The organism is Bacillus litorisediminis, assembly GCF_022808645.1.
In the GTDB taxonomy this organism is placed as follows: Bacteria; Bacillota; Bacilli; order Bacillales; family JC228; genus Bacillus_BF; species Bacillus_BF litorisediminis.
Genome location: NZ_JAKZKT010000003.1, coordinates 114,347 through 130,510, shown reverse-complemented (window position 1 = coordinate 130,510; position 16,164 = coordinate 114,347). Strand labels below are relative to the sequence as shown.

15 protein-coding genes and 1 riboswitch are annotated in these 16,164 nt (G+C 41.1%); of the genes, 11 read left to right on the top strand and 4 right to left on the bottom strand.

Annotation, left to right across the window (positions count from 1 at the left end):
• The first annotated feature begins 2 nt into the window (after nucleotides 1-2).
• The 7 genes from MLE14_RS02510 to MLE14_RS02480 all read left to right on the top strand — a co-directional run bounded on the left by MLE14_RS02510 (nucleotide 3) and on the right by MLE14_RS02480 (nucleotide 7,205).
• Entirely contained in the window at nucleotides 3-1,406 is a 1,404-nt protein-coding gene (locus MLE14_RS02510; protein ID WP_243296701.1) for an SLC13 family permease, read from the top strand.
• A gap of 14 nt (nucleotides 1,407-1,420) precedes the next feature.
• Entirely contained in the window at nucleotides 1,421-2,638 is a 1,218-nt protein-coding gene (locus tag MLE14_RS02505; RefSeq protein ID WP_243296700.1) for a CaiB/BaiF CoA transferase family protein, read from the top strand.
• A 215-nt stretch (nucleotides 2,639-2,853) separates the two neighbouring features.
• Nucleotides 2,854-3,933 (top strand): Ldh family oxidoreductase, encoded by a 1,080-nt coding sequence (locus MLE14_RS02500; protein WP_243296699.1) that lies wholly within the window; start codon nucleotides 2,854-2,856, stop codon nucleotides 3,931-3,933.
• Between the two features lie 100 nt (nucleotides 3,934-4,033).
• Nucleotides 4,034-4,900, top strand: coding sequence for a fumarylacetoacetate hydrolase family protein (locus MLE14_RS02495; protein WP_243296698.1), 867 nt, complete (start codon nucleotides 4,034-4,036; stop codon nucleotides 4,898-4,900).
• A 20-nt stretch (nucleotides 4,901-4,920) separates the two neighbouring features.
• Nucleotides 4,921-5,712 (top strand): SDR family oxidoreductase, encoded by a 792-nt coding sequence (locus tag MLE14_RS02490; protein WP_243296697.1) that lies wholly within the window; start codon nucleotides 4,921-4,923, stop codon nucleotides 5,710-5,712.
• 21 nt (nucleotides 5,713-5,733) lie between these two features.
• Nucleotides 5,734-6,732, top strand: a complete 999-nt coding sequence (locus MLE14_RS02485) for a 2-hydroxyacid dehydrogenase (protein WP_243296696.1) — start codon at nucleotides 5,734-5,736, stop codon at nucleotides 6,730-6,732.
• A 35-nt stretch (nucleotides 6,733-6,767) separates the two neighbouring features.
• Nucleotides 6,768-7,205: an Hsp20/alpha crystallin family protein gene (locus tag MLE14_RS02480; protein ID WP_243296695.1), complete on the top strand. Its 438-nt coding sequence runs from the start codon at nucleotides 6,768-6,770 to the stop codon at nucleotides 7,203-7,205.
• 172 nt (nucleotides 7,206-7,377) lie between these two features.
• Here MLE14_RS02480 and MLE14_RS02475 read toward each other — a convergent pair whose 3' ends face one another.
• From MLE14_RS02475 to MLE14_RS02460, 4 genes are all read right to left on the bottom strand, one after another.
• Nucleotides 7,378-8,370 (bottom strand): zinc-binding dehydrogenase, encoded by a 993-nt coding sequence (locus tag MLE14_RS02475; RefSeq protein WP_243296694.1) that lies wholly within the window; start codon nucleotides 8,368-8,370, stop codon nucleotides 7,378-7,380.
• Nucleotides 8,371-8,372: 2 nt separating this feature from the next.
• Entirely contained in the window at nucleotides 8,373-9,326 is a 954-nt protein-coding gene (locus tag MLE14_RS02470; RefSeq protein ID WP_243296693.1) for an ArsA family ATPase, read from the bottom strand.
• Nucleotides 9,327-9,375: 49 nt separating this feature from the next.
• Nucleotides 9,376-9,642 (bottom strand): cory-CC-star protein, encoded by a 267-nt coding sequence (locus MLE14_RS02465; RefSeq protein WP_243296692.1) that lies wholly within the window; start codon nucleotides 9,640-9,642, stop codon nucleotides 9,376-9,378.
• A 65-nt stretch (nucleotides 9,643-9,707) separates the two neighbouring features.
• A complete protein-coding gene (locus MLE14_RS02460; RefSeq protein ID WP_243296691.1) occupies nucleotides 9,708-11,450 on the bottom strand; it encodes a carbon starvation CstA family protein in 1,743 nt (580 codons plus the stop codon).
• A gap of 313 nt (nucleotides 11,451-11,763) precedes the next feature.
• Between MLE14_RS02460 and MLE14_RS02455 the strand changes: the two genes are divergently transcribed.
• The 4 genes from MLE14_RS02455 (at nucleotide 11,764) to purB (ending at nucleotide 16,009) form a co-directional block, all read left to right on the top strand.
• Entirely contained in the window at nucleotides 11,764-12,594 is an 831-nt protein-coding gene (locus tag MLE14_RS02455) for a UTP--glucose-1-phosphate uridylyltransferase (RefSeq protein ID WP_243296690.1), read from the top strand.
• Between the two features lie 242 nt (nucleotides 12,595-12,836).
• A riboswitch (purine riboswitch) is annotated at nucleotides 12,837-12,938 on the top strand.
• Between the two features lie 142 nt (nucleotides 12,939-13,080).
• Nucleotides 13,081-13,569, top strand: a complete 489-nt coding sequence (gene purE, locus MLE14_RS02450; RefSeq protein WP_243296689.1) for a 5-(carboxyamino)imidazole ribonucleotide mutase — start codon at nucleotides 13,081-13,083, stop codon at nucleotides 13,567-13,569.
• Nucleotides 13,562-14,710 carry a 5-(carboxyamino)imidazole ribonucleotide synthase gene (gene purK / locus MLE14_RS02445; protein ID WP_390628048.1) on the top strand — a complete coding sequence of 383 codons (1,149 nt, stop codon included), beginning with the start codon at nucleotides 13,562-13,564 and terminating at the stop codon, nucleotides 14,708-14,710. The genes purE and purK overlap by 8 nt, the downstream gene beginning before the upstream one ends.
• A gap of 6 nt (nucleotides 14,711-14,716) precedes the next feature.
• Nucleotides 14,717-16,009 (top strand): adenylosuccinate lyase, encoded by a 1,293-nt coding sequence (gene purB, locus MLE14_RS02440; protein ID WP_243296687.1) that lies wholly within the window; start codon nucleotides 14,717-14,719, stop codon nucleotides 16,007-16,009.
• The last annotated feature ends 155 nt before the right edge of the window (nucleotides 16,010-16,164 follow it).

Genomic DNA, 16,164 nt, shown 5'->3' with positions numbered 1-16,164 from the left:
CAATGTGGCCCCTTCGATTTTTATTAAATAGTAATGTAATATTTTTGTTGATTAATCTATTTAGCTGGATATTAGTTTTATATATTCCATTCGATCACGCAAAGATGTTTATAGTCTTACTATTTGCTCTTTCAGGATGGGCGATTGGAAATTTACCTCAGCCCATCATATCATTATCATTAATTCTTTATTTAGACTTACTTGGAATTGCTCCTTTCTCGGAAGGGTTAGAAGGGTATTCGCAGCCATTTGTTTGGTTATTAGTTGCGACATTTATTATCGCTGCGGCATTTGAACATACAGGGTTAGGGCGGCGGATCGCTTTACTTATATTCTCGTTAGTAAAAGGAAGCAGAAGGGCAAGCGTTACTTTAGTTATGATTGCTCTGACCGTTCTTAGTTTTCTAATTCCAACAGGAGCGGGACGGATCGCCATGATTTTGCCTGTTTGCCTCGGATTGATTGAAGTAGTTAAAGAGGAAACCGAGGAAAAATCTTATGCTAAAAATATCCTGTTAGGTGTAACATTTACCTCGTCGATCATGTCTTTTTCATTAATTACAGGTTCAAGCTCTTCGGTATATGCAGCCTCAGCTATTAAGACGCTTACAGGGTATTCATGGGATTATCTGACATGGCTATTGGTCCATTTTCCAATAGCACTGGCCTATATTATAAGCCTATTGTTTATTCTTCGATGGCGTTTTCCAATTCATAAAAATGATGGAAATGCAGAGAAGAAGTATATTGAGATGCAATTGGCGAAATTAGGAAAAATTAAAAAAGCAGAAATCAAGCTAATCATCATTAGTTTAATTATGATTACTGGCTGGATCACAGAATCAATTCATCATTATTCGGTTGCAATGGTAGCCATGTTTTCAGCATTACTTTGCTGTTTTCCATTTACAGGTGTCCAAACTTGGAAACAGGCTAACTCAAAAATTGACTGGAATATCATTATTTTATTTGGGGCTGCTTATGCGTTGGCTGAAGCTATGCAAACGAATGGAACCGCCGATTGGATGGCTTCTTTTTTAGCCGATTTTATCCCGGCTCATAATCCGCTTTGGGCCGCATTAGTAGTCGTCATTATGATCGTTATTTTCCGGCTGGGATTTGCAAATATGTTAGGTGTAACAGCTGTCTTTTTACCTCTGACCATAAGTTTGGCTGATGTACTTTCCATTAACCCAGTATGGTTAGCCCAAATCGTCATTATTACCTGTTCATTTGGGTATTTTCTTCCTTCTCAGAGTCCGGCGAATTTAATGACCTATTCGGTAGGGGAATACTCTAAAGCTGACCTGTTAATTATCGGAATATTCATGATAATCATAACGATTCCGCTCCTTTTTTTATTCGCTTTCTACTATTGGCCATTCATTGGATTAAATCCTTACTAAGGGGGAATTTTTAAATGAAACCGTTAGATGGCATTAAAGTGATCGATTTGTCAAGAATCCTTAGCGGCCCATTTTGTACAATGATTTTAGGGGATTTTGGAGCAGAAGTTATAAAAGTTGAGTCACCTGAAGGCGATGATACGAGAGGATGGGGACCGCCGTTTGTCGGGGAAGAAAGTGCTTATTTTTTAAGCATCAACCGAAATAAGAAAAGTATCGTCATCAATTTAAAAACAGAAGAGGGAAGAGAAATTTTCCTGGATTTGGTGAAAGATGCTGACGTAGTCGTTGAAAACTTTAGACCAGGTACACTAAAACGATTAAAAATTGACTATAACATTCTAAAATCAGCCAATCCAAAAATAATTCTGGCATCTATATCAGGGTATGGCCAGACCGGCCCATATTCTAATAAGCCTGGATACGATGTCATTGCACAAGGAATGGGCGGATTAACTAGTGTAACCGGGGAACCGGGTCAGCCTCCAGTAAAAGTAGGTTTTTCAGTAGCTGATATCGGGGCTGGAATGTGGGCCATTATTGGGATTCAAAGTGCATTGCTGGCACGGCAGCATACGGGCATGGGGCAATGGGTTGATGTATCGCTTTTAGATACGATTATTTCTTGGCAAACCTACTTAGCAGGTAACTATTTTGCAAGCGGAGAGAATCCTAAGCCACATGGAGGGGCACATCCAAATATTGTTCCTTATCAATTATTTAAATCAGCAGATGGATATTTTAATATCGCGGTAGGAAACGAAGGGTTATGGCAAAAGTTTTGTACAGCCATCGGCAACCCTGAATTAGCTTTTTATCCAAAATATAAAACGAATAAAGAGCGTATTGTAAACAGGAAAGAACTAATATCCTATTTACAGGATCTATTTATAAAAAAATCTACAAAGGACTGGATTGAAATCTTTGAAAATGCTGGCGTGCCATGCGGTCCGGTTTTAACATTTGAAGAAATATTCAAAGATCCTCACGTGCTAGCAAGAAAGCAGCTAATAGAGGTAGATCATCCTAAGGCTGGTACAATCAAAATGACCGGAATTCCCGTTAAATTTTCAGAGACACCTGGTTCAATTGATTTACATCCTCCTTTACTTGGAGAACATACAATTGAAGTATTAAAGGAAAAACTGAGATTAAGGAAAGAGGAGATAGTAAAACTGGTGGATTGTAAAGCGATATCTGCAGCCGAGGAAGAAGTAAAAGCCTTCTTTTAATTTTTTAACGTATCAGTGTATACATTATTATGTATACACTGATGCTTTGTGGTAAGAGAGTCATATCCTAGTCATTTGATAAATAAATAGGAAGTCTATATAATTTAAATTATCGAAAAGGGAGAATTTTTTGATTAATTACCTGGATTCTGTAATAAAGTAATAATCTTTTAGTCTCTTTTTACAATCAAATACATAAGGAATGAGGGACAACCTTGACGACAATAAGGATGGAGAAAGATAGGCTAACGGAATGGATAATCGAGATTTTTACAGCTGCTGGAATGGACGGGGAACAAGCGAAAACGATCGCAGAGCATCTTGTATTAGCGAATTTGCGTGGAGTCGATTCTCACGGAGTCAGTAAAGTTGATATTTATACGAAGCGGCTGGAAAAGGGGATTGTCAATAAAGATTTCCAATATAATAGATTGAAAGAAACGCCTGTAAGTGTTTTGATTGATGGTTGCAACAGCATGGGAATCCCGCTTGCTACCATGGGGATTCAGTTAGCGGTAGAGAAGGCAAAACAGTCGGACGTTGGAATTGTCGGAATTAAACGATCTAATCATGCGGGGATGCTGGCTGCCTATACAAGCTATGCGGCTGATCAAGACTGTATTGCACTTGCGACCACAAATGCGCCTTCCTCCATGGCACCATGGGGCGGCAGGGAAATTTTCTTTGGAACGAATCCGATTTCTTACGGAATTCCTGCAGGTGATCAATTCAATATTATTTTTGATATGGCGACGACGGTTGTGGCAAAAGGGAAAATTGTATTAGCCCAGCAGGAAAACAAGAAAATTCCGCTAGGATGGGCCATTACCAAAGATGGCAGGGAAACAACCGATCCCAATGAGGCGCTGGAGGGCTTAATTTTACCAAGCGGCGGTCCAAAAGGATATGGGATTGCCTTTTTAGTCGAAATTTTATCAGGTCTATTTACTGGTGCAGCTTACGGGCCTTATATCGGCAGTTTATTTGAAGACTTTGAAAATGAACAAAATGTAGGTCAGTTTTTCTTTGTCATGAGGGCAGACTTATTTGAGGATTTATCCCAATTTAAACAGCGAATGGATCGGATTATTGAGGAAATCCGCCAGGTTAAAAAAATGGATGGTGTGGAGAGAATTTATTTGCCTGGTGAAATTCAATTAGAACTGGAACAGACAAGAAAAGCAGAAGGAATCCCGCTTACATCTGAGGTTATCGACAACCTATTATCTATCAGTCAAAAATATGGGGTTTCAACGGAAAAATATCGGGAAGTGTTTAATAGGGGCACCGTATAAGCTTTATTTATTCAGATCCGGTGCTCACGAAAATGAAAGCGTTATACAATAGACATGATTTGGCAATCGGGTAAAATTAATCAATAAAGGAGAACTTCAGATGAGATTAGGTACAGTAAAAACAGATGGCGCAGAAAAAGCGGCGATTGTTGCAGATGAAAAAGTATATGTAATAGAAAAAGTGAATGAAGTCCTTGGTCATGCCTGGAAAACAAATCTATTTGAACTGATTCAATCAGGCCAGCTAAATGAATTAAGAGATTGGTATTCGACTAGTAAAAGCGACCTTGAAAAAGTTGAAGGTTTGGCAAAAGAGGAGGTCACATTTGGTCCTTTGTATCGCCACCCGCGCAAAATTTGGGGAATCGGACTAAATTATGTGGAGCATGCGGCTGATCTCAGTGAAGTAGCACCTAACACAGAACCGGCAAGCTTCATGAAGCCGGACACCGCGATTATCGGACCTGATGATACGATTTTGATTCCTCATCAATCAGAGCGGACCACAGCTGAATCGGAGTTGGGAATCATCATCGGTAAAGAGTGTAAAAACGTATCTGAAGAAGATGCAATCCATTATGTGGCCGGCTACACAACGATTATCGATATGACAGCTGAGGATATTTTGCAAAGGAATCCGCGTTATTTAACTCGTTCCAAAAGCTTTGATACGTTTTTCAGCTTCGGACCAGAGCTTGTTACAACGGATGAGGTAGAGGATGTCAACAGCTTAGAGGTTTCTACGGTAATAAACGGGTCGTTACACCGGAAAAACGTCGTTTCGAATATGACTTTTCGTCCATGGTATCTAGTATCCTTCCATTCAAAAGTAATGACTCTGCTTCCGGGAGATATTATCTCAACCGGAACACCAGGAGCTGTCGTTATTCGGGATGGAGACGTGGTAGCTTGTGAAATTGATGGATTTACTGCATTATCCAACCCTGTAAAGGATCTTAAAAAATAACTTTTTTGGAGGAAAATCAAATGGATTTACAACTAAAAGGAAAATCGGTGATTGTAACTGCGGCAAGTAAAGGGCTTGGAAAGGCAACAGCTAAACAATTTGCCGAAGAGGGAGCCCATGTTTTAATTAGCAGCCGGAATAAAGAAGAATTAGAGATTGTAGTGGAAGAAATTAAAAAAGAAACAGGAAATGAACAGGTTCGCTATGCCGTGTGTGATATTACAGATTCGGCTTCTATTAAACGTCTAGTCGAAACGGCGGTGCAATGGAATGGAACAGTGGATGTTTTAATTAACAACGCCGGGGGGCCGCCAGCAGGAGGATTTGATAAATTTTCAGATGAGGATTGGCAAAAAGCATATGAATTGAATTTGTTAAGCTTTATTCGTCTTATTCGCGAATGTTTACCTTATATGAGAAAGTCGGGAGCAGGACGGATTGTTAATTTTGCATCCTCATCTATAAAGCAAACATTGGATAACTTAATTCTTTCCAATACATTCCGTGCGGGGATTGTGGGTCTTTCGAAAAGTCTCTCACAGGAGCTGGCCAAGGATAATATTTTAATTAACACGGTCGGCCCCGGACGGATTGCAACCGATCGTGTCGCTGAGCTGGATGAAATTCGTGCAAAACAGCTTGGTGTATCTTATGAAGAGTTAAAAGCACAAACTGAAAAGTCTATCCCGATTGGCCGTTATGGTCAGCCTGAAGAATTTGCGAAGATGGCTGTGTTCCTGGCATCTGGTGCGAATACATATGTAACCGGGCAATCGTTTGTCGTAGATGGGGGATTAGTAAAAGCATTATAAAGGTCAGGAGGCTTTATACGTTTGGCTAAAAATCTTGTTATTTGTAAAAAGGTACCTGAAGCCATTTTGGATGAACTCGAAAGTCAGTATCAAGTTTCCTATTATCCGGATGGGGAGGAACTTGATAATCCTGACTTTTTAAAGCGTTTGGCGGAAGCAGATGGACTTTTAGGTCCAAAAAAAGCAGATCAGCATCTTTTAAAAAAAGCTCCCCAATTAAAAATTGTATCGAATATTTCTGTTGGCTATAACAATTTAGATATCGAGGCATTAACCAAAAGAGGAATTATGGCAACCAATACACCGGATGTTCTGACTGACACAACCGCGGATACGATGTTTGCGATTTTAATGGCAGCAGCAAGACGGGTTTCCGAACTCGACCGATTTGTAAAAGAGGGAAAATGGGTTAAGCACATCACTGAAGAGCTTTTTGGAATCGATGTCCATCATAAAACGATTGGGATAATCGGTATGGGAAGGATTGGCGAAGCGATTGCAAAACGTGCCCGTTTCGGCTTTGACATGAATGTTCTATATTATAACCGGAACCGTAAACGTGAGGCTGAAGAGAAATACGGAGCCGTGTACTGTACGCTGGATGACCTTCTCATGCAATCTGATTTTGTCGTCCTTATGACGCCGTTAACGAAAGAAACAGAGGGGTTCATCGGACTCCGGGAATTTTCCTTAATGAAAAAGTCTGCCATTTTTGTAAATGGTTCAAGAGGAGAAACAGTGATAGAAGAAGATTTGGTAGAAGCCCTGAGACAGGGGCTGATTCGGGGAGCGGCGTTAGATGTATATGCCAAAGAACCTGTGGCTTCAGATCATCCGCTCCTTTCCTTTGAAAATGTGGTAACAGTGCCGCATATCGGCTCGGCGACAAAGGAAACACGCGATAAAATGGCTGAATTAGCAGCAGAAAATATCAGGTCCGGGCTCGAGGGGAAAATACCGCCAAACCTTATTAATCAGGAAGTAGTAGCACCTGAATATTCTCCCAAAAATCAGAAATAATATCCTTGTAATTATTTACAAGGAGGTAAACAGCGATGTCATTAATTCCTTATGATCCTTTCCGAAGGCTAACAGTCATGAGAAAGGAATTTGATCGGCTTTTTTCAGATATTCCGATTGGGTTCGAAAATGAGCAGAATTTTGGCGGAATTCGCGTCGATGTTCATGAAACAGATAATGAGGTAGTCGCTGCTTTTGATATCCCGGGTCTTGAGAAAAAGGAAGATATAAATATTGATATTTCCGATCATACGCTAACTGTCAGCGGCTCGATTAATCGTACGAATGAAGTCAAAGAAGAAAGCATGTACAGAAGAGAGCGCTACGTAGGACGCTTCCATCGCGCGGTTACCCTGCCGAGTGCAGTCTCTCATGAAGGGGTTAAAGCCACCTATCGAAATGGTGTGCTCGAGGTAAGAATGCCGAAGCAAATGAAAGATAACCAGAAAAAGATTGATGTAGAGTTTCATTGATGTCGTTTCATTAATGAAAAGAGGCAATCGCAGTCAGCTGAGCTCGGGCGATTGCCTTTTTGTATGGAGAAAAAAATTGGCAGGTGTGTACGGAACGTATGTCCATAACACTAGGGTCCTGCCAAAAGTGCAAAAACCAACTTGACACCTTTAGACGGATTGTGTGAATTCTCTAATCTACAACTATCCCAATTTTCCCGAAGTTCTTCGAATCTCTTAGGTATTCAAAGGCTTCTTTATATTCAGAGAGCGCAAACACCCTGTCCAATTCAGGCTTAATGTTATGTTTTTCAATAAAATTTAGCATTTCCTGAAATTCCTCGTGGCTTCCTAGAGTGGAGCCTAACAGGTTGTATTGTCCATAGAAGAATTTGCGGATATCAATTGTAACTTCATCTTCGGTTGTTGCTCCAAATGTAACAACGGTTCCCCCTGGACGGACAATACCCAGTGACTTGTTCATCGTTGCTCGGCCGATTGATTCAATCACAAGGTCGACCGTCTCGCCTTTTAACTCTTCGTTCCAGTCAGACTCTGTCGGAATGGCTAAATCAGCTCCCAGGGCTAAGGCTTTCTTCCGTTTATCCTCACTTCTTGACGTAACAATTACACGGGCTCCGGCTGCTTTAGCAAATTTTAAAATAAATGTAAGCACTCCGCTTCCAATGCCAGGAAGCAACACGGTGTCTCCTGCGTTAACTTTCCCTCTCGTAAACAAAGCACGATAACCGGTTAAAGCAGCTAATGTAAGAACGCCAGCTTCTTCCCACGTCAAGAAACTTGGTTTTTTCTCGACAATATCTTCCGGAACGACAATATACTCGGCATAGGTACCGTGAGTTGGATTGCAAAGGATTTGAAATTCAGGAGGCGGCGCATCGCTGTTTTTCTTCCAGCCTATCGATGGACTGATGATAACCTCATCGCCAACTGAAAATTTTTTCGCTCCCTCTCCAACTTCAGCAATGACACCTGCACCGTCACAGCCAAGAATAACTGGAGGGGCATCTGCTTTATGGTTTTTCGTAACCAGAAGATCCCGCCGATTCATACCGGCAACTTTAATCTTCACTTTTACCATACCCGAACCTGTTACAGGCTCTTCAAAATCCCGGTATGTTACACCTTCTAATCCTTCTTTTCCTTCATGAACAATCGCTTTCATTTTTAAGCGGTAACCTCCTCTAATGCATCCTTTACATAGTCAGCAAAAACAGATAGCTTCTGTTGATCCGAAATATCCTCTTCAAATAAAGGGATTTTGATGAGAGTTTGATTTGGGAATACGTTCTCGATTTGATTTAAATAATCCTGCTCCTGTCGCCGGCGTTTTTCCATAAACTCACCATCAGCATAGTCTGGCAATACTTTATTGACAATAAGTGTTCGGACATGAAGATGATGTGCATCCAGCTGTTTAATCGCCTTTTCTGTTTCTAAGATTGGCAGTCTTTCTGGATTTAAGACAAAGGTAAACCCTGTTTGGGAACCGTCTAAAATAATTTCCCTTACAGCTGCGAATTTATTTTTTCTCTTTAGCAGTACTTCATAAATCGGATCCTCAACGGGTGCTCCATCATGCAGCAGCTTGCTATAATTGTCGTTGATTTTCTTTCTTCGCTCGAGCATTCCGTCAATCCAGACACTCATCAGTTCAGGCAGCGACAAAAGTCTGATTGTATGTCCAGTAGGAGCCGTATCAAATATAATTTTATCAAAATTTTTACTTTCTTCTAGAATAATAGATACGATTCGGTCAAAAAGAGCAGCTTCATCTGCACCCGGAGAGACACTGGCCATATCAATCTGGCGGTGAACTTCAGCAATCATGTCAGAGCGGACAAGCCCTTTCAGGTTTTGTTTAACCGATTCAATATATCGTTTTGATTCTTCGATTGGATTAATTTCGATTCCCCAAAGCTGATTCATCAGCTTCGTCTGTTGATTGCCCACTCTTTTATGGAAGATATCCCCGAGATTATGAGCCGGATCCGTTGAAACGATTAATGTTTTTTCGCCTGTTTGGGAAAAAGCTAATGCCAGAGCTGCAGAAGAGGTAGATTTTCCGACTCCGCCTTTTCCTCCGACAAATATGATTTTTTTATGTTTTAATGGATTCATTGATTGATCCTCCTATTGTAAGTACTGAAGAGGCTAGCTTACAACATCCTTAGCAGCACCTAAATCCACTCAGCGGCGACTTTTCCATCCCCATCCGGATATGCCAATCATGAAATTTTTCTAGTATATAGGGATAAAGTTCAAGAGTGTAATAAAACGCCGGGTTGGGAATGCCGAGCATGTCGGAATAGACAAGGAGGAGAAATAAATCGTCCTCATCACGCAGCTCTCTCGCAACTTCAGATTTATGGGGGAGACTTAAGACTTCATCATAATATTGAAATAATCGTTTTAAAGAAAGTCTTTTAGAAGCCATCATCTATCATCTCTTTCTATAAAAATATGGAGAGCCGCGAACTAGCCCGCGGCTCATCAAAAGTTTTACGCATCAATTGAAATATTGTCGTTCGATTTTTTGCTTAAAGCAGAAACGGCTGTTATCAAAATCCAGAAAGCAAACACAAGAATGATTGCGCCGAATATGAACAAGAGCCAGCTGGCATTTGACCCGCCGAACGGCAGCCATGTCGTGAATACCTGGGTTATCATGGCCCAAAGTGTCATAAACATAAGAAACGCCATTGGGATAAAGGCTGGCAGATAATTCCTTCCGAGTCGCTTAAGCCAAATAGCGATCAGCAGCAAGCTAATTCCCGCAAGCAGCTGATTGGACGTTCCAAATAAAGGCCATAGCAAGTAACCGCCAGAACCAAAGCCGTTTGGACCTTCTGGCAGCAATGTTAATGCAGCACTGGAAATAACGGCAATGGATGTAGCAGAATGCTTGGTTGTAATGGCTTTAAAATTGTATTCTTCTCCAATTTCGGAGATAATGTATCGCATTAAACGCACCGAAGAATCAAGAGTTGTTGCAGCAAAGCTTATGACGATTACGGAAACAATCGTAGTTGCAACAAATTCTGGAATGCCCAGCCCTGTCGCTAATTTACCTGCACCCTGAACAAAAGAGGATAAACCTGAACCATTTGCTGCTGTAAAGCTAGAGTACTTTGCGAGAAACTCATCAGTTGATGGGAATAAAGTGACGACGGCAATAACTGAAATTAGAGCTAAAACGCCTTCTCCGATGGCCCCTAAGTACCCAACAAAGCGGGCATCGGTTTCTTTATCTAGCTGCTTTGAGGATGTTCCTGATGACACTAGACCATGGAATCCGGAAATCGCACCGCAGGCAATCGTAATAAACAGAAGCGGGAACCAAGAGACATCGGTTGCATTAGGATTTGTCATTGGAGCGGTGACCTCCGGATTTGTAACTAAGAGGCCTAAGTAAAGAATTAATAAACCTACCACTAACTGGTGGGAGTTAATATAGTCTCTTGGCTGCAATAGCTTCCAGACGGGTAAAGTTGAAGCGATATACACGTAGATCATTAAAATGATGATCCATACAAAGAAGGCCAGTGATGTGGCCGACATTCCAAATAATCCAGTCGCTTCTGCACCGCCAAAGTATTTAACCAGGTCAATTTGCAGAACAGGATAATAGCTTGCGACAATGGCTGCTGCATACATGACTACTAGGGCAACAAGTGAGGGAACTAATAAGCTTCCTTTTTTCTTATATACCCTGTAACCAATCCAAATAGCCAGCGGGATCTGGATGAATACCGAAACAACGCTAGCAGGAAAGCTAATAAATAAATTGGCAATAACCCATGCAAATACTGCGTTTACCATTAATACTAATAACAAAATGATAAATAAGAACAATATTTTGGCTTTTTGGCCAATTAATTTGTTTGCGATCGTTCCAACCGATTGACCTTTGTTTCGGGCAGAAAGGACTAAAGTTCCAAAGTCGTGAGCTCCTGCCGCAAAAATCGTTCCTAATGTCACCCATAGCAACGCAGGCAGCCAGCCCCAATAAACGGCAATCGCTGGTCCTACGATCGGCGCAGCACCCGCCACAGAAGTAAAGTGGTGTCCCCATAAAACAAATTTGTTCGTTGGAACATAGTCGACTCCATCATTAAATTGATGGGCTGGTGTTACATAATTTGGATCGAGCCGATAGATCTTTTCTGCAAGAAATTTAGAATAATAGCGATAACCTAAGAAGAAAATGATACCACCAAATATGGCTAAGAAAATACCTTGCATAAATACCCTCCTTTAAATTATGATAAGCGGTATTTTGTAACCGCTTTCACTTCAAAATTATACTAGTCAATCTCCTGGGCAATCAACCATTATTCTAAAAAATTAAAATATTATGCTAATTTTAAAAGATGAATAAAGGTATTCATTACATGTGCGCATTTACAAGTTCTTAATAAAATCTTCAAAAAACATGGAAAACTGCACTATTGACAGTTTCAAAACCCTGGACACCCTCATTTAATAACTAGTAGATGTGCAGGTTTCCTAATCGAAATTCATCATGCCATGAGCGGAGTAAGTGAGGTGAAACAATTTGATTAAAAAAGCGATGATACCTGCAGCAGGTTACGGGACAAGGTCTCTCCCGATTACTAAGGTCGTTCCAAAGGAATTATTTCCGATTGGAAATAAGCCTGCTATTCATTATGTGGTAGAGGAAGCGGTCTTAGGAGGAATAGAAGAGATTCTCATTGTAGTATCCCGTACAAAAAACATGATTTCAGATTATTTTGATCGTTCTCTTGAGTTGGAAACATTTTTAAAGCAAAACAATAAAAGTCATTTATTAGAAAAAATCAAAATTCCGGAAATTAGAATTCAGTACATCCGACAGCCATACGCCAGAGGCTTAGGAGATGCGATATTGTTGGGAAAAAGCTTTGCAGGCAATGACCCTTTTGCGGTGCTGCTTCCGGATGAAGTGTTTTTGGGACAAGAGAATATAGGACTTTCACAGTTAGTTTCTCAGTATAAAAAATATCGGAAAAATGTGCTGGGACTTTCAAGGGTAGAAGAACAGAAACTGTCAAGCTATGGTGTGATAAGCCCTGAGTATAAAAATGATGAGTTCATCAAAGTTGCTTCAATTATAGAAAAGCCAAAATCGAACCCGCCTTCCAATCTTGCCGTAATCGGACGGTATATTTTTAATCCGACTATTTTTCATTTTTTAGAAAAAACAAAGCCAGATGGATCTGGAGAAATTCAGTTAACAGATGCGATGAACGCTATGCTGCAGTTCGAGGATTATGATGGGGTACTCATTGAGGGAGAGCGCTATGATATTAGCAAACTGGAAGAATACATTGCAGCCAATCAATACATTCAACTAAGTGAAGATGCAGTTAACAGAAAAATAATGTAGGGTTTGAATATGAAGTGTAACAAAAATCTGCACCGATTTAAATGATTGGAAGACTTCTCCAATAGCTAAGGAGAAGTCCTTTTTAGTAAAAATAAAAGATTTCCATCAAAACTTTGCTGACAATGTAGCTTAACCGCTATATACACTTAAATCCGAACGTTATTTTTTCGATATTGTTAAATTGTTCGCGTTTGGTTGACATTAGCTAGGTTCAGTTGTTAAAATAAAGACGAAAAAAGTTAAAAATTGAATAACAACGCCCTCGTATAATATCGGGAATATGGCCTGAGAGTTTCTACCTGATAACCGTAAATTATCAGACTATGAGGGAAAGTTATTTGCCCGGAATCTCTTGGGTCTTTTTAATGCTGTTTTTCTTCATTAAAGGGATGTATCTGCCCGGACAGGTTACTTTCTCTTACAGGAAAAGTAAACTCTGTCTCGGGCTTTATTTTTTGAAAAACAAAGAAGTTCTGGAGGGAGAACATGAGTTCAGAAGTGGCCGTTATCATGGGGAGTAAGTCAGATTGGGAAACGATGAAGCATGCATGCGAAATTTTGGATCAGCTCCAAATTTCCTATGAAAAAAAAGTGATATCTGCTCACAGGACACCCGATCTTATGTTTGAATATGCGGAAGGTGCACGCGATCGGGGAATAAAAGTGATTATCGCAGGTGCAGGCGGGGCAGCTCATTTGCCAGGTATGGTAGCCGCTAAAACAACCCTTCCTGTTATTGGTGTACCAGTGCAGTCAAAAGCTTTAAACGGATTAGATTCCTTGCTTTCGATTGTCCAAATGCCAGGCGGCGTTCCAGTGGCAACTGTTGCGATTGGAAAAGCCGGCGCAACAAACGCAGGTCTTTTAGCCGCGCAAATCATTGGTATTACCAATAGTAAAGTAGCGCAAAAGCTGGAAAATATGAGAGAACAAACAAAACAGGCAGTTTTAGAAAGTAGTGATGAGCTTGTCTAAACGAGTGATTTTACCCGGAGAAACCATAGGAATTATTGGAGGCGGTCAGCTAGGCAGAATGATGGCACTTGCCGCTAAAGAAAAGGGCTTTCGGATTGCTGTTCTCGATCCGGTTGAGGATTCACCTTGCGGGCAAGTAGCAGACTATAAGATTGTGGGTTCCTACAATGATATTGAAGCTATTCAACAATTAGCTGCAGTCAGTGATGTCATTACTTATGAGTTTGAAAATATAGATGCTGAAGGTTTGCAATGGCTTTATGAGAATGCGTACGTTCCTCAAGGGACGGAAATCCTTAAAATTACGCAAAATCGGGTCAGCGAGAAAGCAGCACTTGTCAAAGCAGGAGTAGAGGTCGCGCCTTACGCAGTCATTGAAACATTGGCTGATTTAGAAACGGCGCTTCGAGAAATTGGCAGCCCGGCTGTTTTAAAAACGGCTAGGGGCGGTTATGACGGAAAAGGCCAATTTGTAATCCGCTCTGAAAATGAAATGTATCAAGCTGCAGAGCTTTTATCACAAGGTGTTTGCGTACTGGAACAATGGATTCCTTTTGAAAAAGAGATTTCTGTGATTATGGCAAGAAATTTGGATGGTGAATTAGCCGTTTTTCCGGTTGCAGAAAACATTCATCAGGATAATATTTTGCATCAAACAATTGCACCGGCAAGAATCGGAGAACAAGAAAAGGCATTGGCTGTAGAGATGGCCAGAAAAATAGCGATTTCATTAGGGTTAGTCGGAACATTAGCAGTTGAAATGTTTTTAACAGAAGATGGCCGCATCTATATCAATGAACTCGCGCCAAGACCGCATAACACCGGGCATTATACGATTGAAGCTTGTGAGACATCCCAATTCGAACAGCATATCCGGGCCGTTTGCAATTGGCCATTAGGCAAGGCAGAGCTATTAAAGCCGGCTGTTATGGTAAACATACTAGGAGAGCATCAAGAGGCTGTAATTCAAAAGATCAAGTCCTACCCAAACTGGAAGATTCACCTTTATGGAAAAGCAGAGGCAAAGGTGAAAAGAAAAATGGGGCATGTCACACTGTTAACAGACTCAGTTGAGGATGCACTAGCTGAATTTTCATCAAGTCAAATTTGGGAAACTGCAAAGGAAAAGATCGGGGGATAACAAAAGATGATAGATCGTTACACTCGTCCGGAAATGGGCGCCATTTGGACAGAAGAAAACCGTTTTAAAGCTTGGCTGGAGGTTGAAATCCTAGCTTGTGAGGCGTGGGCTGAGCTTGGCGAAATTCCGAAAGAGGATGTTCAAAAAATCAGAGAAAAGGCATCCTTTGATATAAATCGGATTAAGGAAATTGAAGAAGAAACACGCCATGATGTCGTTGCCTTCACACGCGCTGTTTCCGAAACACTGGGAGAAGAAAGAAAATGGGTTCACTACGGGTTAACCTCTACAGACGTTGTGGACACCGCACTTTCTTACCTGATTAAACAGGCAAATGAAATTCTATTGAAGGATTTAGAAAACTTTATCGAGATATTAAAAAATAAAGCCCAAGAGCACAAGTATACCGTGATGATGGGAAGAACCCATGGCGTGCATGCAGAGCCAACGACATTCGGATTAAAGCTTGCGTTATGGTACGAAGAAATGAAGAGGAACCTGGAGCGCTTTAAGCAAGCTGCTGCAGGAGTGGAGTACGGTAAAATCTCGGGTGCGGTTGGTACTTATGCCAATATTGATCCATTTGTTGAGCAATATGTCTGCGAAAAGCTTGGGATTAAACCGGCTCCAATTTCAACCCAAACGCTCCAGCGTGACCGGCATGCACACTATATGTCAGTCATTGCGCTGATTGCAACGTCGATTGAAAAGTTTGCAGTTGAAATTCGTGGCTTGCAAAAAAGTGAAACCCGTGAGGTTGAGGAATTTTTTGCAAAAGGGCAAAAAGGTTCATCGGCCATGCCGCACAAACGCAATCCAATCGGTTCTGAAAATATGACGGGAATGGCTCGTGTGATTCGCGGCTATATGATGACCGCCTATGAAAATGTCCCGCTTTGGCATGAACGCGATATTTCTCACTCGTCTGCGGAAAGAATTATTCTCCCAGATGCAACAATTGCATTGAACTATATGCTGAACCGCTTTAGCAATATCGTGAAGAATTTGACTGTTTTCCCTGAAAACATGAAGCGCAATATGGAACGAACTCTTGGATTAATTTACTCTCAGCGTGTGCTGCTCGCATTGATTGACAAAGGTCTTCCGCGCGAGGAAGCGTACGATACTGTCCAGCCGCTTGCGATGGAAGCCTGGGCAAAACAAGTTCCATTTAAGGGCTTAGTGGAAGGCAGTGAAGCAATCCGCTCCAAGCTCTCACAAACCGAAATCGATGATTGCTTCGACTACAACTACCACCTCAAGCATGTTGATACAATTTTCGACCGGCTAGGGCTGTGAAACAGAGGTGAAACAGAGGGACGGTTCTTGCGTTTCAAAATGAAATAGGAGTGCCTTTTAAAAGGAAAACATAGGGGCTGAGTTCGGTTAACCGGTTCTCAGTTCGGTAAACGGGATCCTGAGTTCGGTTAACCGTTCCTAAGTTCGGTAAACGG